The sequence below is a fragment of the Pseudomonas sp. LPH60 genome (assembly GCF_030718165.1).
Classification (GTDB): Bacteria; Pseudomonadota; Gammaproteobacteria; order Pseudomonadales; family Pseudomonadaceae; genus Aquipseudomonas; species Aquipseudomonas danubii.
In genome coordinates, this window is record NZ_JAVAJH010000003.1 from 809,542 (window position 1) to 831,651 (window position 22,110).

The following is a 22,110-nucleotide window of genomic DNA, read 5'->3' on the forward strand; positions in this document are numbered from 1 at the left end:
CCCACGGCATACTGCGCGCCGTGTTTTCTCTCTCTGGACGAACAAGGCGAGTGACGTGTTGAAGAAAACCCTGTTCCAGCTGCACTGGTTCTTCGGCATCAGCGCGGGGCTGATCCTGGCCCTGATGGGCATCACCGGGGCGACGGTGTCGTTCCAGGACGAGATCCTGCGCGCCCTCAACCCATCGGTGCTGCAAGTCGACAAGCTCCCCGCCGGGGTGCTGCCACCCGCCGAACTGGTGGACAAAATCCAGGCCGCCGAAGGCCAGACCGTGTCCATGCTCTGGGTGGAAACCGACAGCGGCAACGCCGCGCGGGTGTTCTTCACCCCGCCGCCGGGGGAACGCCGTGGCCAGATGCGCTACTTCGATCCCTACACCGGCGAGTTCCTGGGCGACGCGGTCGGCCAGGACTTCTTCGGCTTGATGCTGCAGCTGCACCGTTTCCTGGCCATCGGCGACACCGGCCGGCAGATCACCGGCGCCTGCACCCTGATCCTGATCTTCTTCTGCCTGTCCGGCCTGTACCTGCGCTGGCCGCGCCAGGTCGGCAACTGGCGCGTATGGCTGACCCTGGACTGGGCCAAGAAAGGCCGCGGCTTCAACTGGGACCTGCACGCGGTGTTCGGCACCTGGTGCCTGCTGTTCTACCTGCTGTTCGCCCTCACCGGCCTGTACTGGTCCTACGACTGGTACCGGGAGGGCCTGACCAAACTGCTCTCTGACGCGCCACACAGTGAACGCCAGCGCGGCGGTCGCGGTGGCCCACCGCCCAAGGGCCCCGCTCCCGTGGCGGACTACAACGCCCTGTGGAGCAGCCTCTACAGCGCTGCCGGCAAGGACCTCAGCGCCTACAACATCCGCATGCCCGCGGTGGCCGGCCAGCCGGCGACAGTGTTCTACCTGCTCAAGGACTCGCCCCACGATCGAGCGCTGAACCAGCTGACCCTGGACCCCACCACCGGGGTCATCAGCCGTCATGAGCGCTACGCCGACAAGAGCCTCAAGGCGCAGTTGCTCACCAGCGTCTACGCCCTGCACGTGGGCAGCTACTTCGGCCTGATCGGACGCATCGTGCTGACCCTGGCTTCATTGAGCATGCCGCTGTTCTTCGTCACCGGCTGGCTGCTGTACCTGGATCGCCGGCGCAAGAAGCGCCAGATCAAGAACGCACGCCAAGGCCTGGAAAGCAGCGCCGACGATGGCTCCGCGTGGCTGATCGGTTTCGCCAGCCAGAGCGGCTTTGCCGAACAATTGGCCTGGCAGACTGCCGGGCAATTGCAAGCCGCTGGGGTCAGCGCCAAGGTCCAGTCGCTGGCCAGCCTCAGCGAACAGGACCTGCGCAGCGCCCAACGCGCGCTGTTCATAGTCAGCACCTTCGGCGACGGCGAAGCCCCAGACAGCGCCCGCGGCTTCGAACGCAAACTGCTGGGCCGCGAGCTACCGCTTGCGGGCTTGCAATACGCCGTGCTCGGCCTCGGCGACCGCCAATATCAGCACTTCTGCGGCTTTGCCCGGCGCCTGCACGACTGGCTGGCGAACCAGGGCGCCAGCACTCTGTTCGCTCCCATCGAAGTGGACAGCGGCGACAGCTACGCCCTGCGCCACTGGCAACAGCAACTGGGCCAACTGACCGGACAGGCTCCCGTGGACCTGTGGCAAGCCCCGGCCTTCGACAACTGGACCTTGAACACCCGTACCCTGCTCAACCCTGAAAGCAGCGGTTCCGGGGTCTACCTGCTGCAGTTGCTGGCCCCCAGTACCAGTAGCTGGCTGGCCGGGGATCTGGTGGAAGTCATGCCGCGCAACAGCCGCGGCGCGGTGGCGGACTTCCTCGCCGGCCTGGGCCTCTCCGGCAACACCCCGGTGCAACTGGATGGCCTGCAAGAGAGCCTGGAACAGGCCCTGGGCAGCCGCCAGCTACCAGACAACCGCAGCCATCTGGTGGGGCTGCATGCCCAGGCCCTGGTGGACGCACTGGTGCCCCTGAGCATGCGCGAATACTCCATCGCCTCGATTGCCGCCGACGGCTGCCTGGAACTTCTGGTGCGTCAGGAATGCCACCCCGATGGAAGCCTGGGGATTGGTTCCGGCTGGCTCACCGAGCATGCCGCGGTAGGTTCCAGCATCAGCCTGCGGGTGCGCCGCAACAGCGGCTTCCACCTGCCGGCCGAACCTTGCCCGCTGATTCTGCTGGGCAACGGCACCGGGTTGGCGGGCCTGCGCAGTTTGCTCAAGGCACGGATCGCCGAGGGCCAGCAACGCAACTGGCTGATCTTTGGCGAGCGCAACGCCGAACATGATTTCTACTGCAAGGATGAACTGCAGGAATGGCGCACCCGGGGCGACCTGAGCCGCCTGGACCTGGCGTTCTCCCGGGACCAGGCCGAGAAGGTCTACGTCCAGGACCGCCTGCGCCAAGCGGCCGACGAACTGAAAAAATGGCTGGCCGACGGCGCCGCGATCTACATCTGCGGCAGCTTGCAGGGCATGGCTTCAGGGGTGGATCAGGTGCTCAACGAGGTACTGGGCGCAGACCAGGTCGAACGCCTGATCGAACAGGGGCGCTACCGCCGCGACGTTTACTGAGGCGTCAGACACTTCGCCGGCAAGCCGGCTCCTACATCGATCCTGCTGCCCCCTCCGTAGGAGCTGGCTTGCCAGCGAAGGCGCCCGTCAGAACAGCGCAAGGCTTAAGGCCCTCTTCGCCGGCAAGCCGGCTCCTACGGAACAGGGTGCTGGCGAGGAGAGTTACACCGGTTGCAGGTTGTGTTCGTACACCGCCACGCCATCCAGGTCCCGCAGGATCACCTTCAGCTCTGCCGTCTGCCCGTCGATCTGCACTTCGCCAAAGAACTGGAAACCGGCAAAGGGCGAAGTGTTCTGCGCCGGCGGCGCCTTCTGAAACACCACTTCCGGGCCGAAGGTCTTGTCCAGCACATTGGGCCCGAAACTCCCGGCATTCAGCGGGCCGGCGACAAACTCCCAGAACGGCTCGAAATCCTGGAACGCCGCGCGATCCGGATGGTAATGGTGAGCCGCGCAGTAATGCACGTCCGCCGTCAGCCACACATGGTTGCGAACCTGATGCTTGCGCAGATGCGCCAGCAATTCGGCAATCTCCAACTCCCGGCCCTGGGCCGGTCCCGGGTCGCCGTTGGCAACGGCCTCCCAACGCGCCACCCCGGGGCTGACTTCACCATCGGGCACGCCGAGGCCAATCGGCATGTCCGCCGCCACCACTTTCCACTGGGCCGAAGAGTCCTTGAGTTCACGCTTCAACCAATCCAGCTGCTCACGGCCCAGGAAGGGTTTCGCCCCACCGAGGTTGTCATCGTTGGCGCCGCGATAACTGCGCATATCCAGCACGAACACATCCAGCAGCGGCCCATAGCTGAGCTTGCGGTAAATCCGCCCGCCGCCATCGGCGCTCTGCCGGCGCATCGGCGCATATTCCAGCCACGCCTGCCGCGCGCGGCCCACCAGGGTCTGGATGTCCTTGACCGCGTAGCGCTCGTCCAACTGCTTGCCGGGCGACCAGTTGTTAACCACCTCGTGGTCGTCCCACTGCCAGATCTGCGGCACCTCGGCGTTGAAGCGACGCAGGTTCTCGTCCATCAGGTTGTAGCGGTAATTGCCCCGGTATTCGTCGAGGGTCTCGGCCACCTTGCTCTTGGCCTCGGTGGTGATATTGCGCCAGACGCGCCCGTCCTCCACGGTCAACTGCGCCGGCACCGGGCCGTCGGCGTAAATGGTGTCGCCGCTGTGGATAAAGAAGTCCGGCAAACGCAGGCGCATGGCTTCATAGATACGCATGCCGCCGATGTCCGGGTTGATGCCGAAACCCTGGCCCACCGTGTCGCCGCTCCAGACAAAACGGATGTCCCGGCGTTGCGTCGGCGCACTGCGCAAATGGCCGAACCACGGCTCACTGGCCACACCGGATTGCGCATCCTCGAAGGTCACCCGATAGAAGATCGCCTGATCGGCCGGCAACCCGGTCAACTCCACCCGCGCCGTGAAGTCGGTCCGCGCATCGGCCAGGGGCGAGATGAAACGCCGAGGGTTGCTGAACATGCTTCGCGTGTCCCACTCCACCACCATCCGCGCCGGTCGATCGCTGCGGCTCCAGATCATCGCCTTATCCCCCAGCAGATCCCCGGACTGCACCCCATCGGTGAGCTGCGGCCGATCCTTGACCGACGCAATCACCGCCGGCGCCAGACTCGGCAGCAACAGCCCCGCCCCGGCGATTTGCATGATCCGACGACGGCCGAGGTTGAACTCGCTCATGGTGACTCCCTGACAATGGTCAAAAGGCAACCTTAGTCAGTGGGGATGAAGGGGGTGTGACAGGACGGTGGCGAGGCTGCTTGCTCCCTCGCCACAAAAAAGCGGCTAGCTAAGCGCTCAAGAGGAAGCGTGGCGATTGCCATCAAGCAAGGCATCGACCACGCCACGGGCCATTTCCACCGAATGCACCAGGGACCAGATCAGGCCGCGCTCGATGCCGCTGGCCCGCTCGGTGATCTCGTCGGACACCTCCTCGGCCGCCTTGAGCAACATGGACACGTGGAGCAAGGCTTCCTCGGCGCTGATACCGGGACGAACGCTGAAGGGCGAGTCGGTGCCCGCCGGACCCGCGGCGGTGGGGTGCAGAGCCGCAATCAACGAGCCGTTTACGCGGGTGTTGGCCAGCGCATGGCGAATGACTTCGTTGGCCAGATCGTGGTCGGGATTACGACGGGAAACAGAATGGAAAACAGGCGGATCGGGGACGATCTTTTTCATGGTGTAGCTCCTTGGGGTGGAGCCACCACCTGACGCTGCTAAACGTAAGGTGGCAGCTGTACGCGGGTTAGCAGACCGGTCCAAGGAATCCGGCGCACCCGAGGGCGCCCCACGCACAGCCGCCATAACAGAACTCGGCAGGCCAAAAGCCAACCGGGACAGGGGCCATACTTGCGTGTCTTGGAATCAGGCTGCTAAACCCGATCACTGAACATTCAGTGACGAACCGAGCCTAGAGAGCCGAGTACCCAGCCGCAAGCGCCAGGGAGTGTCTCGGAAACGCCTTACAAAAGAAAGAGACTTGGCCGACAGCAGCCTATGCCTGTGACTGAGTTTGCTCTCGAAATGGACACAAAATGTCTAGCCTCCTTCAGATCGCCGCGTCTCCTGCGACGGGGTGCCACCCAGAGCGTTCGCAGCCTGCGGCAGCGGCTACACAAAGCCGCCTGTAGCCGCTGCTGAGCCCGCGAAGCTGCGAAAAGGACCGCAGGGCCTTGCTTGGCGATGTCCCGACGAGCCTCGGGCGTCTTCAAGATCACTGCGTCTCCTACGACGGAGTGCCGCCCAGAGCGTTCGCAGCCTGCGGCAGCGGCTACACAAAGCCGCCTGTAGCCGCTGCTGAGCCGGCGAAGCTGCGAAAAGGACCGCAGGGCCTTGCTTGGCGATGTCCCGACGAACCTCGGGCGTCTTCAAGATCGCAGCGTCTCCTACGACGGAGTGCCGCCCAGAGCGTTCGCAGCCTACGGCAGCGGCTACACCAAGCCGCCTGTAGCCGCTGCTGAGCCTGCGAAGCTGCGAAAAGGACCGCAGGGCCTTGCTTGGCGATCTCACGACAAACCTCGGGCGTCTTCAAGATCACTGCGTCTCCTACGACGGAGTGCCGCCCAGAGCGTTCGCAGCCTGCGGCAGCGGCTACAGCGGGTGCCGTTGCGGGATTGCGCCGCAACGGAAGTGCCGTGGAGGTCAGGCCGCCTTGGCCGGTTCCAGGGCCAGTTCGACGGTCTCTGGTCGTTTCACTAGGGCATAGACAACCGCCGTCAGCAGACTCCCTGCAACAATCGCCAGCAGGTACAGCAGCGCATGGTTGATGGCATTCGGGATCAACATGACGAACAGGCCGCCATGGGGCGCCATCAGTTTGCAGCCGAAGTACATCGACAAGGCCCCGGTCAGGGCGCCGCCCGCAATGCTCGCCGGGATCACTCGCAGCGGGTCCTTGGCGGCAAACGGGATTGCGCCTTCGGAGATAAAGCACAGGCCCAATACCAGGGCGGCCTTGCCAGCTTCGCGTTCGGTCTGGGCAAATTTGCGGCGGGCAATGAGGGTGGCAATCCCTAAGCCAATCGGCGGCACCATGCCCGCGGCCATGGTCGCAGCCATCGGTGCATAACTCTGGGACGCCAGCAGCCCCACCGAGAACGCATAGGCCGCCTTGTTGATCGGCCCGCCCAGGTCGACGCACATCATCCCGCCCAGCAGTACCCCCAGCAGAATGGCGTTGGTGGTGCCCATGCTGTCGAGGAAGTGGGTCAGCGCCGCGAGCATGCCCGCCACCGGTTTGCCCACCACGTAGATCATCACCAGCCCGGTGAACAGGCTGGCCAGCAGCGGGATGATCAGGATCGGCTTCAACGCCTCCAGGCTTTGCGGCAGTCGCACATATTGGCTGATCGCCTTGGCCGCATAACCGGCCAGAAAGCCGGCGACGATGCCGCCGATAAAACCCGCGCCCAGGGTGCTGGCGAGCAGGCCGCCAATCATTCCCGGCGCCAGACCCGGGCGGTCGGCGATGGAGTAGGCGATGTAACCGGCCAGCAGCGGCACCATCAACTTGAAGGCGGTCTCGCCGCCGATCTGCATCAGGGCCGCGGCCAGGGTGTCCTCTTCTTTGAAGGCGGTAATGCCGAAGACGAAGGACAGGGCAATCATCAGGCCGCCCGCCACCACCATCGGCAGCATGAACGACACGCCGGTCAGCAGGTGTTTGTAGACCCCGGTCTTTTCCTGCTTGGCCGGTGCCTGGGCGCCGGCAGCCGTGGACTCCAGCTGGCCCTCGGCCAGGGCCTTGTTCAGGGTGGCCTCAGACTGTTTGAGGGCCACGCCGGTGCCGCAGCGGTAGATGCGCTTGCCGGCAAAACGCTCGGTGGCCACTTCGATGTCCGCCGCCAGCAGCACCACGTCGGCGGCAGCGATGGCTTCGGCGCTCAGCGGGTTACGGGCGCCCACCGAGCCCTGGGTTTCCACTTGCAGGTCGTAGCCCAGGCGTTTGGCAGTCTGCTGCAAGGCCTCGGCGGCCATGAAGGTGTGGGCCACGCCGGTCGGGCAGGCGGTGATCGCCACCAGGCGCGGCGCGCGCTGGCCGGCCTCGACCAGCGGCTCGGCACTGGCTTGGCTGGCGACATGGATCTGAGCCTCTTCGGCGCCGCGACGCAGCACCGCATCGACGTCCTGCAGGGCCTGGGACGGGGTGCTGCGGTAGACCCGCTTGCCGACAAAACGCGACAGGTCCACAGGCCCGGTGCTGACCACCAGCACCCACTCGGCAGCCTCAATGGTGGCCGCTGACAGTTGGCGTTCGGGGTGTGCGTCATCGTGCACTTCCACGCTGGTGCTCCAGCCCTGGCGCTGGGCCGCGGCGTCCAGCAGGCGGGCGCAGAGTACGCTGGTGACCATGCCGTTGGGGCAGGCGGTAATAATGGCTAACTTCATACGCAACCCTCTTATTGTTCTAGGAGGGGGTGCACGCGCACCCCCTGCTCCAGCCGGGCCAGTTGGGCCCTGTCGCTGATGCCGAAACCGATCTGGGTCACGGCCATGGCGGCAATCGCCGTGGCGGTGCGCAGGGTCTGTTCGAACGGCTGGGCGCCGAGCAGGCCGTGGAGCATGCCCGCCAGCAGCGAGTCGCCGGCGCCCACGGTGCTGACCACGCTGACCTTGGGTGGCAGGGCCTGCAGGGACGGCGCGGCGCTGAACCAGTTGACGCCCTCGGCACCGTGGGAGATCACCACGTGCTCGACGCCTTGGGCCAGCAGAAGGCGCGCCGCCTCGGCCTGCACCGCCACGCCAAGCACCGGGCTGCCGAGGACGTCCGCCAGTTCCTCAGTGTTGGGCTTGATCAGCCAGGGCCCCGCCGCCAGACCGGCGCGCAAGGCGGCGCCGCTGGTGTCGAGGGCGACCTTCAGGCCCAGGCTTTTCAGGCGCAGCAACAGCGCCTGGAACCATTCGGGGCTGATCCCTCGCGGCAGGCTGCCGGCCACCACCACCGCGTCATGCCCGGGGGCGATCTGGTCCAGGCGCTCCAGCAAGGCCTGTTGCGCCGCCTCGCTGACCTCGGGCCCGAGGCCATTGATATCGGTGATGCGCCCGTCGTCTTCGGCCAGCTTGATGTTGCTGCGGGTATCGCCAGGCACGCGGATAAAGGCATCGACAAAGCCGCGCTGGGCGAACAACGCGTCAAACGCCTGTGGATTGTTTTCCCCGAGAAAGCCGCTGACGGTCAGTTGGTGGCCGAGGTCGGCCAGCACTTGGGCCACGTTCAGGCCCTTGCCTGCCGCGTGGCTGTGCAGGGCGTTGCTGCGGTTGACTTCCCCGACCTCCAGGCGGGCCAGCTGCACCGTCAGGTCCAGCGCCGGGTTGAGGGTCAGGGTGAGAATCTTTGCCATTACATGGCCTCCACTAGGGCACGCACCTCATGGGCGCTGCCGACGGCCAAAGCCTGTTGAGCAAGGGTTTGCGTCTGGGTCAGGCTGAGCTCGCGAATCCGCGCCTTGACCTCGGCGATGCTGCGTCCAGAGACGCTCAGTTCATCCACCCCCAGGCCCACCAGCACCGGCACCGCCAGCGGGTCGGCCGCCAGCTCGCCGCAGACCCCGACCCACTTGCCGTGGGCATGGGCAGCGCGCACGGTGATGTCGATCAGTTGCAGCACCGCCGGGTGCAGGCCGTCGGCCTGGGCTGACAGCGTCGGGTGGCCACGGTCGATGGCCAGGGTGTATTGGGTCAGGTCGTTGGTGCCGACGCTGAAGAAGTCCACTTCCTTGGCCAGCACCGGCGCCAGCAGGGCGGCGGACGGCACTTCGATCATGATCCCCAGTTGCAGGTCGGCCACCGGGATTTCCCGGCGCAGGCGCTCGGTCATGTCGCGGGCCTGACGCCATTCTTCGACGCTGCCGACCATGGGGAACATGATCCGCAGCGGGCGGTTGTCCGCCGAGCGCAGCAGCGCACGCAATTGCGCTTCCATGATGAGCGGCCGCTGCAGGGTCAGGCGGATGCCGCGCACGCCGAGGAAGGGGTTTTCTTCCTTGGCGATCGGCCAGTAAGGCAGCGGTTTGTCGCCGCCCACGTCCAGGGTGCGCACCACCAGCGGACGCCCGGCAAGGCCGTCGAGCACACGGCGGTATTCGGCTTCCTGGGTGGCTTCGTCCGGGGCCTGGGGATGGGCCATGAAGATCAGTTCGGTGCGCAGCAGGCCGATGCCTTCGGCGCCGTTTTCCACAGCGGCGGCGACACCGGCGCTTTCGCCGATGTTGGCGAACACCTCCACCGCATGACCATCCGTGGTGCGGGCCTGTTGATGGCGTTGCTCGGCGGCGGCCTTGAGGCGTTGCTCGCGGGTGTCACGCTCTTCGGCGGCCCGCTGCAGGGTGTGGCTGTCGGCGTCGACATGCAGGCGGCCGCGCTGGCCGTCCAGCAGCAGGGGCGTGCCGGGCTTGATCAGCAACACGCTGGCGCCCGCGCCCACCAGGGCCGGAATGCCCAGGGCCCGGGCGACGATGGCGCTGTGGGCGGTGGCGCCACCGCGGGCGGTGAGAATGCCGGCGACGCGAGCCGGATCCAGGCGCGCGACGTCCGAGGGACCGACTTCGTCCATCACCAGGATGTAGGGCTGGTCCGGTTCGGCCGGGGTTTCGATGCCGCACAGTTGCGCCAGCACCCGGCGGCCGATGTCCCGCAGGTCGGCGGCGCGTTCGGCGAGCAAGGCATCCTGCAGGGCTTCCTGCTGCTTGGCGGCGGTTTCGATCACGGTCATCCACGCCGCTTCCGCGCTTTCACCCTGCTTGAGGCGGGTGTCCACTTCGTCGGTCAGCTCGGGGTCGTCGAGCATTTCCTGGTGGGTGATGAAGATCTCGCGAATGGCCTTGGCCTTGCTGCGCTGGACCAGCCCGTCGATGTCCTGGCGCACGTCGGCCAGGGCCTGCTGCAGGCGCTGGCGCTCGATGGCGGTGGACTCGCCCCGCAGCGGGTAGTCGATGGCTTGCTGGACCTGGATGTGGGCCGGGCCGATGGCGATGCCGGGAGCGGCGGCGATGGCCTGGATCAGGCTGCCGGAAGCCGGGGCGCTGAGCGGGACCACGACTTCCTGTGGCTCTTCCCGGGGGGCGCTGGCCGCCGGCAGGGGCTCGACGGCTTCGCCCAGGCCGGCTTCGATGGCCGCCAGCAGGGCCGGCAAGGCATCGGCGGCAATGCTCGGTTCCGCGATCAGCTCCAGCACCTGGCCGCGTCGGGCACCCAGGCTCAGCAGCTTGCTCAGGCTTTTCACCGAGACAGCCGAAGCCGCGCTATCGGCGATACGGATGCGGATCTCACCCTCGAAATTCTTCGCCAACTGCGCCAGCTCCTTGGCCGGGCGCGCATGCAGACCGTGGGCGTTGGCCAGGGCAATGCGGGCGCTGGGCCAGTCTGCGGGCAACTCACCGCCGAGCACTTCCAGCACCGCGCGACGGCTGGTGGCGCGGCCCAGCTCCTGGCCCCGGCCTTCGATCAGCAACGCACACAGGCGCTCCAGCAGGGCTTGATGGGCTTCCCCCAGGCTGGCCAGGCAGAACAGACCGCTCAGGGGCTGGCCCAGGTAGCGGATGGGTTTGTCCGGGGTGACGAACGCCAGCCCCGGGCGCAGCACGGTCTGCTCGCTGTGCAGCCACCACAGGCCGTCGCCCAGGGGCAGCGCATCCACCTGTTGCAGCACCGCGGCAAAGCCGTTGCTCACGCACTCGGCCTGGCGTAGCAGGCGGGCGCCGCGCCAGACCAGCTCTTCGAAATCTTCCGCCGCCACCCCGAGGCCGATCATCTGCGCGTCCAGCGCCAGCTCCTGGGGCGCGCCCTGCAACAGCTTGAGCAGGGCCTCCGGGGAACTGGCACGACGCAGGGCCTGGCCCAGATCGGTTTCTCCCAGGGCCCGGGTCAGCAGTTGCAGCAGGCGCAAATGCTCGTCGGATTTGGCCGCGATGCCGATGGCCAGGTAGACGATCTGCCCGTCGCCCCAGTCCACACCGTCGGGAAACTGCAGCAGGCGCACGCCGGTGGCAAACACCTGATCGCGGGTTTCCGGGGTGCCGTGGGGGATGGCGATGCCTTGGCCGAGAAAGGTCGAGCCCTGGGCTTCGCGGGCCTTGAGGCCGGCCAGATAACCTTCGGCCACCAGGCCGTCAGCCACCAGTTTGTCGGCCAGCAAATGCAGCGCCGCGGACTTATCCACAGCCGTTTGGCCCATGGATATCTGCTCTACAGTGAGCTCGAGCATGGCTTCTCCTATTTAGCGCGGCAGGTGGCGGCGCTAGGTATTGTTTTAAGTAAGCAGCGTAGGCGTGTTTATGGCCACAAACGGGACTTGTTACCGGGCAGAGGTGTTTTTCCGCTTATGATCTAGCCTAGAAAATACGCCTGCTGAAACGTTTAATCTAGCAAGTTTGCTAAGTTACTCGATAATCTCGGCGCCTTGAAGTCCTTCCGCTCGATGGCCGGTTCCGACGTTGGTCGCCTGCCCAGATCAGGTAGGATTGGCGAAAATGTCGGGGCAAGCACCAAAAACAAGGAAATCCCGGGTTGAAACTCAGTGATATCGCTCGCCTGGCCGGTGTGTCCGTTACCACCGCCAGTTACGTCATCAACGGCAAGGCCGAACAACAACGCATCAGCAACGCCACCGTGGAACGGGTGCGCGCGGTGGTGGAGGAACACGGCTTCACCCCCAACCCCCAGGCCGCCGGCTTGCGCAGCCGGCACACCCGGACCCTGGGGTTCATTCTTCCGGACCTGGAAAACCCCAGCTACGCGCGCATCGCCAAGCTGCTGGAGCAAGGCGCCCGGGCCCGGGGCTATCAATTGCTGATCGCCAGCTCCGACGACGCACCGGACAGCGAGCGGCAATTGCTCCAGCTGTTTCGCGCGCGGCGTTGCGATGCGCTGTTCGTCGCCAGCTGCCTGCCGCCGGAAGACGACAGCTATGAGCAATTGCAGGCCCAGGGCCTGCCGATCATCGCCATCGACCGGGTGATGCCGTCCGAGCTGTTCTGCTCGGTGATCAGCGACGACCTGCACGCCAGCCTGCAGCTGACCCAGAGCCTGCTTGAGCCCGAGCCCAAGCAGATCGTGCTGATCGGCGCGCGCCCGGAACTGAGCATCAGCCAGGAACGCGCCGCCGGTTTCCGCCAGGCCCTGCAAGGCTTCGGCGGTGAGGTGCTGATCGAGCACGGCGAAGCCTTCAGTCGTGATTGCGGCCGGCAGTTGATGGAAGAGTTGCTACAGCGCCTGGGGCACCTGCCGGATGCCCTGGTGACCACCTCCTATGTGCTGCTGCAGGGGGTGTTCGACGCTTTGCACGACTTCCCGCTCAAATCCCGGCCGCTGCGCCTGGGCACCTTCGGTGATACCCAGTTGCTGGACTTCTTGCCGCTGCCGGTCAACGCCATGGCCCAGCAGCACCAACTGATCGCCGAAAAAGCCCTGCAACTGGCCCTGGCCGCCATCGAAGAAGGGCAATACCAGCCCGGCGTCCAGGCCATCGCCCGGACCTTCAAACAGCGCATCCGGCAGGCCTGATCCGTGGAACTGATCGACACCCACACCCATCTGGATTTTCCGGATTTCGACGATGACCGTGAGGCGCTGCTGGCCGACAGCCGCGCCCGGGGCGTCTCGCGAATGGTGGTGCTGGGGGTCTATCAGACCAATTGGCAGCGGGTCTGGGACCTGGTGCAGAGCGATGCCAGGTTGTACGCGGCCTTTGGCCTGCACCCGGTCTATCTGGACGCTCATCAACCCGCCGACCTCCAGCAACTGGAGGACTGGCTGACGCGATTGGCAGGGCATCCCCAGCTGTGCGCGGTGGGCGAGATCGGCCTGGATTACTTTCTTGCGCAATTGGACCGCGAGCGCCAGCAATCGCTGTTCGAGGCCCAGTTGCAGCTGACGGCGGACTTTCACTTGCCCGCCCTGCTGCACGTGCGGCGCAGTCACGCCGCGGTGATCGCCACCTTGAAGCGCTTCAAGCTCAAGCGCGGCGGCATCATCCACGCCTTTGCCGGCAGCCGCGAGGAAGCTCGGGAATACATCAAGCTGGGGTTCAAGCTGGGCCTGGGCGGCGCCGCTACCTGGCCTCAGGCATTGCGCCTGCGCAAGGTCCTTGCCGACCTGCCCCTGGACTCTGTGGTGCTGGAGACCGACTCGCCGGACATGGCGCCCGCCATGTTTCCCGGGCAGCGCAACAGTCCGCAGCATTTACCGGCGATCTGCAGCGCCCTGGCAGACATCATCGGTATCGCTCCCGAGCAACTGGCCAGGGCCAGCACCGGTAATGCCTGCGAGCTGTTCGGCTGGCCCTCAGGCACGCCGTAACGATCGCCTCCTCCCAGGTCAGACGCGGAAAGCCCCAATCAGCTGTTTCAACTGCACCACCTGGGCCGACAGCTGGCGGCTGGCATCCTCGGTCTGGTGCGCGCCTTCGGCAGTGCGTTCACCGGCGCGATTGATCTCGACAATGTTCTGGTCAATGTCGTGGGCCACTGCCGTCTGCTGCTCTACGGCGGCGGCGATCTGCTGGTTCTGGTCGACGATCATGCCTACCGCACCCAGGATGTTTTCCAAGGCCTGCTGAACCTTTTCCGACTGGTCGACCGTGCCATTGGCCATGGCGTGACTGCTGCCCATGGCCTTGACCGCCGCGCCGACGCCGCCGTGGAGCTTGCCGATCATTTCCTCGATTTCTTCGGTGGATTGTTGAGTGCGCTTGGCCAGGGTCCGCACTTCATCGGCCACCACGGCAAAACCCCTGCCTTGCTCGCCGGCGCGGGCGGCCTCGATGGCGGCATTCAGGGCCAGCAAGTTGGTCTGTTCGGCAATGCTCTTGATCACTTCCAGCACCCGACTGATGGACTGGCTGTCGCTGGCCAACTGGTTGATCACCCGCACTGACTGATCGATCTCGCTGGCCAGGCGAGCAATGCTGTCTTGCTGGGACTCCACCAGCCCACGGCCGCTGATGGTTTCGTCGTTGACGCTGTGGGCACTGCTGACCGCCGCTGCCGCGCTGCGGGCCACTTCCTGGGAGGTGGCGGACATCTGGTTCATGGCCGTGGCCACTTGTTCGATCTGGCTGCGCTGGCCAGCCACGGCCTGATTGCTCTGAGCCGAGACGCTTTCCACCTGCCCAGCCTGGCGCTCCACTTCGCTGACGGTATGGCCGACCCGTTCGATCAGGTCGTGGATCTTGCGCACCGTGCCGTTGAACACACTGCCCAGTTCGCCCAGCTCATCACGGCTGTGGGCGGTGAAGGTGACGGTCATGTCCCCCGCCGCCACCTTGTCCATCATCGCCCCCAGTTGGCGCAGGGTGGTGCGGGTGGAGGCATAGAAGCCGCCGTACAGATAAACGATGGAGAGAAACACCAGGGCCAGGGCCGCTACCAGCAGCACCATGTGGCTGCGGTTCTGCTGCAGGCGTTTTTGCAGCTCGACATCAAGGAACTTCAAGGTGCCTTCGTTGAGTTGATAGGTCTGCGCCATCAGGCTGCTGATCTGGTCGTAGAACCCCTGCCAGGGCGCGTCCAGGGTATCGGCCATCACCACCTGCTCTTCGAACAGTTCGCTGGCCTGCTTGAGGCTGCCTTTGCTGGCACTGGCCAGGCTGTCCAGGGCGTCGTGGGCGGCGCGGCTGGAGCCCAGGGCATCCTGCAGCTTGAGTCCGTACTCGGCCTGAAGCTTTTCGATTTGCACCAGCAGCTCGTCGAAGCGGGTGCTGGATGAAGAGTTGAGAAAACCCTGGCCCAGGGAATAGGCGCCCATGGCCCGACCTTCTCCCAGGGTCTGGGTGACTTGCGGGGTGACGCTGGTGATCAGCTCGCTGAGCTGGCGGATATCGCTCTGAGCATCGCGGCTCAGGCCCGACTGGCTGGCGATGATCTGGCTGAACAGTTGCGCGCTGCCCAGCAGCTTGCCGATCAGCCCGCTTTTGTTCAGCAGCGAGCTTTCCACCTGCTGGGCCTTGAAGGCCGCCACCAGCTCGTCGCGCTTGGCGTTGAACACCTCGACCTGCTGGGGATCGACGGTGACGGCCTCAAGAGCCTGCATGCGCTCGAGCACGGACTTTTCCAGGGCGACTATCTTGCCCTCCAGATCCCCCGCCTTGCCGGACTGACCAAGGCTGGCGTTGATCTGCACCAGGTTGTTGAGGGTCTCCAGGTCCCGGCGCAGAGCCAGGCTGCTGCCCAACAGGTCGAGACTTTGCAGTTCGACCCGGGTGCCCTGGAACTCCCGGTAGGAGTCGCGTACCAGATAGAAGTTGGTCACCAGCATGGGCACAAAGAACAGCACGCTGATCAGGCTGAACTTCATGCCGAAGCTCAGGCGGTTCATCAGCGCGACAGCGGGATAGAGCAAGCTCTTCACAAGGAAGTCTCCCTTTTCTTTTATTGTTATGGGCCGGCAGGCGAAGGCAGCAGAAAGCCACTATTCGGCGCTCCGTCTGTATAGCTCAATTTCGGGGGAGGTTTTGTAACTTAAAGTTAACCGCGCATGGGCGGTGGATCGGGGCGGTGGATCGAGCCCCTGGCCCCGGCTGGCGCAGCGAGCCAGACTGGCTCGCTGCGCCAGGGGCACAGATTCAGGCGAGAACGGTCCACAGGGCAAAACCGGCGTACCAGAGCACGGCCGCCCGCAGCTGCAGCTCCCAGATGCGGTCCAGGCTATTGATGCCTTCGGGCCCGGCCAAAGGCGGAGGAATCTCGGCGGCCACCAGGCCGACCTTCTCTACCAGTTGCGCGGCGCTGATGTGCCAGTTGAGCAACTCGTGGAGCATCACCCGGCTCACGGCCACGAAGTTGCCCACCAGGGCGAAGCTTGCCGCCAGCAGGCGCACCGGCAACCAGTCGAAGGCATGGCGCAACTGCGCCGCACGCTCCACCAGAGCGGGATTCTTGCCGTGCTCGGCAGCCAGCGCCAGCAGGCGATAGCTCAAGGCCGCCACCGGGCCCAGCAGGAAGTACCAGAAGATCACCACGAAGAAGCTCTGGAAGGCCTGCCACAGCAGATAGCCCTGGACCCGTTCGAGCAGTTGCTCGCCATTGTCGGCGTCAATGTTCAGGTCACGCTTGGCCACATGCACTGCTGCTTGCAAGTCTTCACGGCGCCAGGCATCGCGAAACGGCCCGAGGCCACCGAGCAGATCGCCCCGGCCCAGAGCATAGATCACCACCAGCAGATGCACCGGCAGGGCCAACAGTCCATAGGTGACCGGCTCCAGCACCAGCAGCAAGAGACCGAGCAAGGCTACCGGCAGCAATACCAGCACCAGCAACAGGCACCATGGATGCCCCGCCAGACGCGGGCGGGCCTCCAGCCGCGCCAACTCCTTGAGCCACCAACCGTCGCGCTGCACCCGCTGGCGCAAGGCCGAGAATTTCTCGATCCACACCGCCAGCAGCAACACCAGAAAACTCATTGTCCTTCTCCCTTCTCCAAGGCGGCACGATAACGTGCCCAGTCAAAAGCCTGGCCCGGGTCGGTCTTGCGCCCGGGAGCGATGTCGCTATGACCACAAATCCGTTGTGGCGTGATGGCGCAGAAAGCCGCCTGTAATTGTTTGGTCAGGGCACTCAGGGAACGGTACTGGGCGTCGGTGAAGGGCAATTCGTCAGTGCCCTCCAGTTCGATGCCCAGGGAAAAATCGTTGCAGGTGTCCCGCCCCTCGAAGCTCGACACTCCGGCATGCCAGGCCCGATCCAGACAAGAGACAAACTGAGTGACCGCGCCGTCACGTTCGATCAGAAAATGCGCAGACACGCGCAAGTCGGCGATCCCGGCAAAATAGGGATGCTCTGTGACATCAAGGCGATTCTGGAAGAATTCCTGCACCTTGCCGGTGCCGAACTGCCCCGGCGGCAGACTGATGTTATGAATCACCAACAGGGATATCTCGCCTGCCGGGCGTTCATTGAAATTGACTGACGGGCAGTGCCGTACGCCGTGACACCAACCCGTGGCAGGGTCCAGCCGCATACCGATTCCTTCAACTAAAGCCTTGAGTGGCCCAGTATGCCGCGTTACCCCCTCGGGTTGCGATCACTTGCCGTGATTGAGTCGCTGCAGATTGCCGATCACCGATTCCAGGGCCCGATCGAACAGCAAGGTATCGTCCAGCGCCCGCACCGCGCCGCGATGAAACTCCAGGGCCAGGCCCATGCGCGTGCGCTCCAGGACTTTCAGTCCGGTGCGGTTGACGAATACGTACTTGGCCACGGGATGGGGAACAATCGCCGCCAGTTTGCAGCGCAAGGTATTGTCCTCGTCCTCCTGAAACTCGACCCAGGCCCCCAAGCGCAGTTGCTCCACTTGCAACACACCGGGGTCATTGGCCGGCAGAGCCAGCGGAGCGGCCTCCAGGGGGCCTTCTTCGGCGCTGGGCAGAACGATCTCCTGGGCCACCACGATCAGATCGCTACGCTCGGCCCCCAGGGACACCACTCGCTGTTGCGGTGCCTGGGCTTCACGCTCGAATGCCTGCAGGTGCAGAAGCTCCAGCTGACTGAAGAATTCGCTAGTGGCAAAAGGATCGAAAGCTGCGCTGCTCAAACCGTCTCGCAGGCCCTTGAGCAGTCCCGGCACCACGGCCAGCAGGCGCATTGCAGTGTCCGGCTGCTCGTGGCGTTGCACACTCCAGATCAGCTCGCGCATGACGCCCTCAGCAGTGCGCCATTCGGCAGAGTCATCACCGTGCTTCAGGCAACTGAGCAACAGCACCTGGCTCCAGGCATCGCGAACAAAATCCACCACTGTGTGCGGCAGCACCTTGCCCAGCAGCGCTTCATTGAGCGCCTGTTCCACCCGCCGTCTCGCCAGCTCCGCCTTGGCCCGCCCCTCCTCCGCGTCTCGGGTGCGCTGCTCCAGCAATTCGGCACGACGTCGTTCGTCGGCGGTAAAGGCGAGAAAATCGGCCAGCAGCTCGGAAAAGATCGCCGGGTCGTCGGTGAATTCGCTCAGCAGGCGTTGCACCACTTGTTCGATTCGCAGATACAGGCTGTCGCGCTGATGGTCATCGCAGCCGCCCCAGCCCATCGCTGCGGCAGCGATTTCATTGAGCAGGCGCCGCGCCGGGTGGTTGCCGCGACTGAAGAAGCTCTTGTCCAGCACCGCCACCTTGAGCATGGGAATCTGCAGGCGGCCGATCAGCGCCTTGAGGGACTCCGGCAGGTTACGGTCGTCAAGGATGCACTCGAAGAGCATGGCGATCAGGTTGATCACATCTTCGTCGGCAACATCCACGACCCGGGACTTGCCGCTCTTGACGCTGACCCGGGTGAGCAGTTGTTCCAGCTGATTGCGCAGGTCGAAATCTTCCTGGGCACTGGGGGCCGGCACGTATTGCTGCAGATGGGACAGCAGACGCATGAGATCACGGGTCGAAATCGGTTGGGTTTCAGCGCTGGGCTCAAGGGTCGGGGCAACGCTGCCGCGCACATGCAAAAGCAGTGTCTGCAAGGCCGCGAAGACTTCCTGCACGCTCTCGTCGAGCGGGCTCTGACCCGGTTTGTGCGCACCGCCATCGGCAATGGCGGTCTGGGCTTCAGCCTGGGCTCGATCCGAGGCCCGGCGCGCCGGGGCCGGCATCAGCTCCGGCAGGATTCCAGTGGCGATCAACAGTTGGTTGGCTTCGCCATAGAGCAGTTCGGCATCGCTGAGCACGTACCGCTCGAACAGCTTGAGGATGATCAACTTGACCTTGATCTCCACCCCCAGGCTGCGTCCGGACTGGAGGAAGTACTCACAGAGCAGCGCCGGAGCCAGAGGGTTTTCCGCATCCGCCAAGCGCCGGCCCAGCAGTACGCCCAGGCGCGCCGTCAGTTGCCCGAGGGCGAAGCCGTCCCGGTTGAGAACCTTGGCCACCATGGCATCCACGGCCACGGTCTTTTCCAGATCATCCCGGGAAGGGTCAAGAGAAGGGTCGTAAGCCACCGTATGGGGAATGACCAGGGCCGGGTCGTACTGCACCAGGCCGGCGAAGGCTTCGAAAAACTTTTCCAGAAAACCGCGTTCGATGCTTTTGCGCTTCAAGCGCAGATCGCGCATGGCCTCAAACAGAGTGTTCTGCTCGACATTGTTCTGCGCCCGATCGGCCATTTCGAACAGCGTGTCGTCGGCGTTATCGAACAGTTCCTGTAAACCATGACGCAGCTGCTGGGCGGCCTTGTCTCGAACCTGAAGCAGGATCACCGGCAGGCGGGCAAGCGGCGAAGCGGTCGCCTGATCTGTAGCCGCCTTGTGCAAAGGCACTACATTCCCGTCGTTGTGCATCCAAGCCTCCTGGAAAGGTGTTTCTTCGGTTCGAAATCAAGGTTCAGTCAAGCCGACGGCGCTCACAGTCGGCTCTCAGCGGAGGCAAATGCATTCCACTGCACTTTATTTAAGGGGGAGCCAAAGACACGTCAAAGCTATGACGTCAATTACAAGTCATATTATCTTGTAAAAGCCCCCTCTTGCGCCAGCAGACTCTGCCGCCTATCCGGAAATAACCCTCAGGCAAACAAGAAAAATCACTCCAGCTCATCAGACAAATCGACGAAAGACAGGTTCGTCAAAGACTCGCCGAGATTTGCCACCTTGGGTTCGCCGATCCCATGCCCCTATAATCGGCGCACTTAGTTTGTGGAGCCCGTTATGCCGAATCTACGCCTCGCCGACCTGACCGCCGAAATCGAAGCCAACGTGCGCCGCGCGTTGCTGGAGGACATCGGCAGCGGCGACATCACCGCGCAACTGATCCCGGCCGAACGCCTGGCCAAAGCCACCATCATCACTCGCGAAGCGGCGGTCGTCGCTGGTACAGCCTGGGTGGATGCGGTGTTCCGCCAACTGGACCCGCGGGTTGCCGTGCACTGGCAAGTGGCTGACGGCGAGCGGGTGGTACCCAACCAGGCGCTGTTCCACCTGGAAGGCCCGGCCCGCTCATTGCTCACCGGCGAACGCAGCGCTCTGAACTTCCTGCAACTGCTGTCCGGCGTGGCCACCCGCGCCCGTTATCTGGCCGACTTTGTCACCGATACCCAGGTCAAGCTGCTGGATACCCGCAAGACCCTTCCCGGCCTGCGCCTGGCACAGAAATACGCGGTTACCTGCGGTGGCTGCCACAACCACCGTATCGGTCTGTATGACGCCTTCCTGATCAAGGAGAACCACATCGCCGCCTGTGGCGGCATCGCCCAGGCCATCAGCGCCGCCCACAAGATCGCCCCGGGCAAGCCGGTGGAAGTGGAAGTGGAAAGTCTTGGGGAGTTGAAGGAGGCCCTGGCAGCCGGAGCCGACATCATCATGCTCGATGAACTGAGCCTGGACGACATGCGCGAAGCCGTGCGCCTGAATGCCGGCAAGGCCAAGCTGGAAGCCAGCGGGGGAATCAACGAAAGCACCTTGCGCCCGATTGCCGAAACCGGGGTGGACTACATTTCCATCGGTGCCATGACCAAGGATGTGAAAGCCCTGGACCTGTCCATGCGGCTGAGCATCTGATCCATGAAAAACGCCAGCCTGATTAAGGCTGGCGTCGGGCTCAACTGTCGATCTCGTTGAGCTGCAGATAATCCTCAAGGTCCATGCCCAGCGCTTCAGCAACCTCCTGATGCACCTCCAGGCGCATAGCCTTCAGTTCCTCCGGTGTCTCGGCCACCAGATCGAGCACCAGTTCCCACGGCTCGATGCCGCGAGACTCTGCCTCGTCCTCAAACGCCCATTGCGCTTGCTGCTTCTGTTCTTCGGGGCTCAGGGCGCTGATTTCCTCTTGCAAGGAAGGCGTGGCAGCCAGGTACCGTTCAAGCGCTACGTCGATTCTTGCCTCTTTAGGAATCATCTCGTTCTCTCTGATCATGGGAATGGAAGATGGATCTGGATCGTTGGGATCTCTCTGCCGCAAAAAACCGTTACAACCGTCGATTTATCTGGCCTTCAGAACCATTCGGGATCATCTGAAAACAGCATGCTGGTACTCAGACAGCAACCGAATATAGGACCTTTGGGCAACGATTTATATGACCTGATGCACCGATGAGCGAGAAATCGGCGGATTTCCGGGCCGTCACCAGACACAGACTCGCCAGAAACCTCAGGAAACAAGGTTGATCAGCCGGTCGCTGTTCCTTTTCTCAAGCAAACGCCTGCCTTGCCCAGTTCGAAAAATCTTCTGAGATTTTCCAGGATGTCGTACTGCTGAACTGTCCCATCGCGGGCAATATTCATTTCAGCCTTGGTCACCCACAAGTGCCCTTCCTTGCTTTGATTAGGAATAACGGAGAGCACGATATTGAACTTTGTAGCCTCAGGAGGGGTCCCGGCTGACTTAGGTTCATAAAAATTGAAAGTCAGCTGGTTATCGCCATCGGGTGAGACGCTTTGCGCACTGACAACAGGCAGTCCAGCCTTCGAAGCAGTTGGAAAATTAGCCGAGAACAACACATTTGTGCCTCGTACCTCTTTGGTTATTTCCAGATAATATTGTTCAGTATCTTTCACATTCGCCGGAGTCGTGCACTCTTCACCCTCCATTGCAAAATACTGCCCCTCAAACTTATACGTAGGCGCCTTCTCGCAGGCTGCAAGGGCCAGCGACACCGCGCCGATCAACGCCAACTTCCACTTCTTCACACTGAACACTCCATGATTCCGGGGCGCCATTATGGGCAATGCCGTTCGCTGGCACCACCTGATTCATGAGCGGCATCAAGTAGCCGCATAAGCAACTAAGTACGACTTCCATCCCACCACGAAAGCATTGACCTCAGATGCCAACGGCAAAACTGCCAGAAGCACGATAGGCACTAGCGAATACAAAGAAACGAAGTTTCGGTTCGGCTTACTACCTACCTGCTGTAAGAGTCTTTAAAAAACGCCGTTCAACAATCAACTACAGGGGGTAGCCAATTAAATAGAAAAGCACATCCAGTAACCCGCAGAATAAGCCATGACGACTATCAATAATGAGTTATGGATACTACCCGTGAACTCAACATAGATTAAACCTACCCGACGGCACTCTTAAAAACGTATCTTTCGAGGGCGCT

The 22,110-nt window shown here is 63.6% G+C and carries 15 protein-coding genes and 1 pseudogene; 4 read left to right on the plus strand and 12 right to left on the minus strand.

The features are described from left to right. Positions 1-55: 55 nt before the first annotated feature. Positions 56-2,587 (plus strand): sulfite reductase flavoprotein subunit alpha, encoded by a 2,532-nt coding sequence (locus Q8O96_RS14170; protein ID WP_305948974.1) that lies wholly within the window; start codon positions 56-58, stop codon positions 2,585-2,587. 162 nt (positions 2,588-2,749) lie between these two features. Here the strand turns inward: Q8O96_RS14170 and Q8O96_RS14175 are convergent, their stop codons facing one another. The 5 genes from Q8O96_RS14175 to ptsP form a co-directional block, all read right to left on the minus strand. Next, positions 2,750-4,291, minus strand: coding sequence for an alkaline phosphatase (locus Q8O96_RS14175; RefSeq protein ID WP_305948975.1), 1,542 nt, complete (start codon positions 4,289-4,291; stop codon positions 2,750-2,752). A 117-nt stretch (positions 4,292-4,408) separates the two neighbouring features. After that, a complete protein-coding gene (locus Q8O96_RS14180) occupies positions 4,409-4,789 on the minus strand; it encodes a hypothetical protein (RefSeq protein WP_305948976.1) in 381 nt (126 codons plus the stop codon). A gap of 963 nt (positions 4,790-5,752) precedes the next feature. Then, complete coding sequence (locus tag Q8O96_RS14185; protein WP_305948977.1) at positions 5,753-7,498, minus strand: PTS fructose-like transporter subunit IIB; 1,746 nt, start codon at positions 7,496-7,498, stop codon at positions 5,753-5,755. 11 nt (positions 7,499-7,509) lie between these two features. Then, positions 7,510-8,451, minus strand: coding sequence for a 1-phosphofructokinase (gene pfkB, locus Q8O96_RS14190; protein WP_305948978.1), 942 nt, complete (start codon positions 8,449-8,451; stop codon positions 7,510-7,512). Next, positions 8,451-11,312, minus strand: a complete 2,862-nt coding sequence (gene ptsP / locus Q8O96_RS14195) for a phosphoenolpyruvate--protein phosphotransferase (RefSeq protein ID WP_305948979.1) — start codon at positions 11,310-11,312, stop codon at positions 8,451-8,453. The genes pfkB and ptsP overlap by 1 nt, the downstream gene beginning before the upstream one ends. Positions 11,313-11,614: 302 nt before the next feature. Between ptsP and cra the strand changes: the two genes are divergently transcribed. Then, entirely contained in the window at positions 11,615-12,610 is a 996-nt protein-coding gene (gene cra / locus Q8O96_RS14200) for a catabolite repressor/activator (RefSeq protein WP_102861097.1), read from the plus strand. A gap of 3 nt (positions 12,611-12,613) precedes the next feature. Continuing rightward, entirely contained in the window at positions 12,614-13,405 is a 792-nt protein-coding gene (locus Q8O96_RS14205; protein ID WP_305948980.1) for a TatD family hydrolase, read from the plus strand. Between the two features lie 18 nt (positions 13,406-13,423). Here Q8O96_RS14205 and Q8O96_RS31260 read toward each other — a convergent pair whose 3' ends face one another. The 5 genes and pseudogenes from Q8O96_RS31260 to Q8O96_RS14225 all read right to left on the minus strand — a co-directional run bounded on the left by Q8O96_RS31260 (position 13,424) and on the right by Q8O96_RS14225 (position 19,354). Continuing rightward, positions 13,424-14,137, minus strand: coding sequence for a methyl-accepting chemotaxis protein (locus Q8O96_RS31260; RefSeq protein WP_371826181.1), 714 nt, complete (start codon positions 14,135-14,137; stop codon positions 13,424-13,426). Positions 14,138-14,281: 144 nt separating this feature from the next. Continuing rightward, positions 14,282-15,421, minus strand: a pseudogene (locus Q8O96_RS31265) (HAMP domain-containing protein); the annotation flags it as partial. Positions 15,422-15,668: 247 nt separating this feature from the next. Further along, complete coding sequence (gene ampE, locus Q8O96_RS14215) at positions 15,669-16,505, minus strand: regulatory signaling modulator protein AmpE (protein ID WP_102861094.1); 837 nt, start codon at positions 16,503-16,505, stop codon at positions 15,669-15,671. After that, entirely contained in the window at positions 16,502-17,062 is a 561-nt protein-coding gene (gene ampD / locus Q8O96_RS14220) for a 1,6-anhydro-N-acetylmuramyl-L-alanine amidase AmpD (protein ID WP_102861093.1), read from the minus strand. The genes ampE and ampD overlap by 4 nt, the downstream gene beginning before the upstream one ends. Positions 17,063-17,125: 63 nt before the next feature. Beyond that, complete coding sequence (locus tag Q8O96_RS14225) at positions 17,126-19,354, minus strand: DUF1631 domain-containing protein (RefSeq protein WP_305948981.1); 2,229 nt, start codon at positions 19,352-19,354, stop codon at positions 17,126-17,128. A 363-nt stretch (positions 19,355-19,717) separates the two neighbouring features. On the opposite strand from Q8O96_RS14225, the gene nadC reads away from it, so the two are divergent. Beyond that, complete coding sequence (gene nadC, locus Q8O96_RS14230) at positions 19,718-20,566, plus strand: carboxylating nicotinate-nucleotide diphosphorylase (protein WP_102861091.1); 849 nt, start codon at positions 19,718-19,720, stop codon at positions 20,564-20,566. Positions 20,567-20,606: 40 nt separating this feature from the next. Here nadC and Q8O96_RS14235 read toward each other — a convergent pair whose 3' ends face one another. Both Q8O96_RS14235 and Q8O96_RS14240 read right to left on the minus strand, forming a co-directional pair. Further along, entirely contained in the window at positions 20,607-20,903 is a 297-nt protein-coding gene (locus Q8O96_RS14235) for a DUF6388 family protein (RefSeq protein WP_047283892.1), read from the minus strand. A gap of 269 nt (positions 20,904-21,172) precedes the next feature. Beyond that, complete coding sequence (locus Q8O96_RS14240) at positions 21,173-21,694, minus strand: hypothetical protein (protein WP_102861089.1); 522 nt, start codon at positions 21,692-21,694, stop codon at positions 21,173-21,175. Positions 21,695-22,110: the final 416 nt, after the last annotated feature.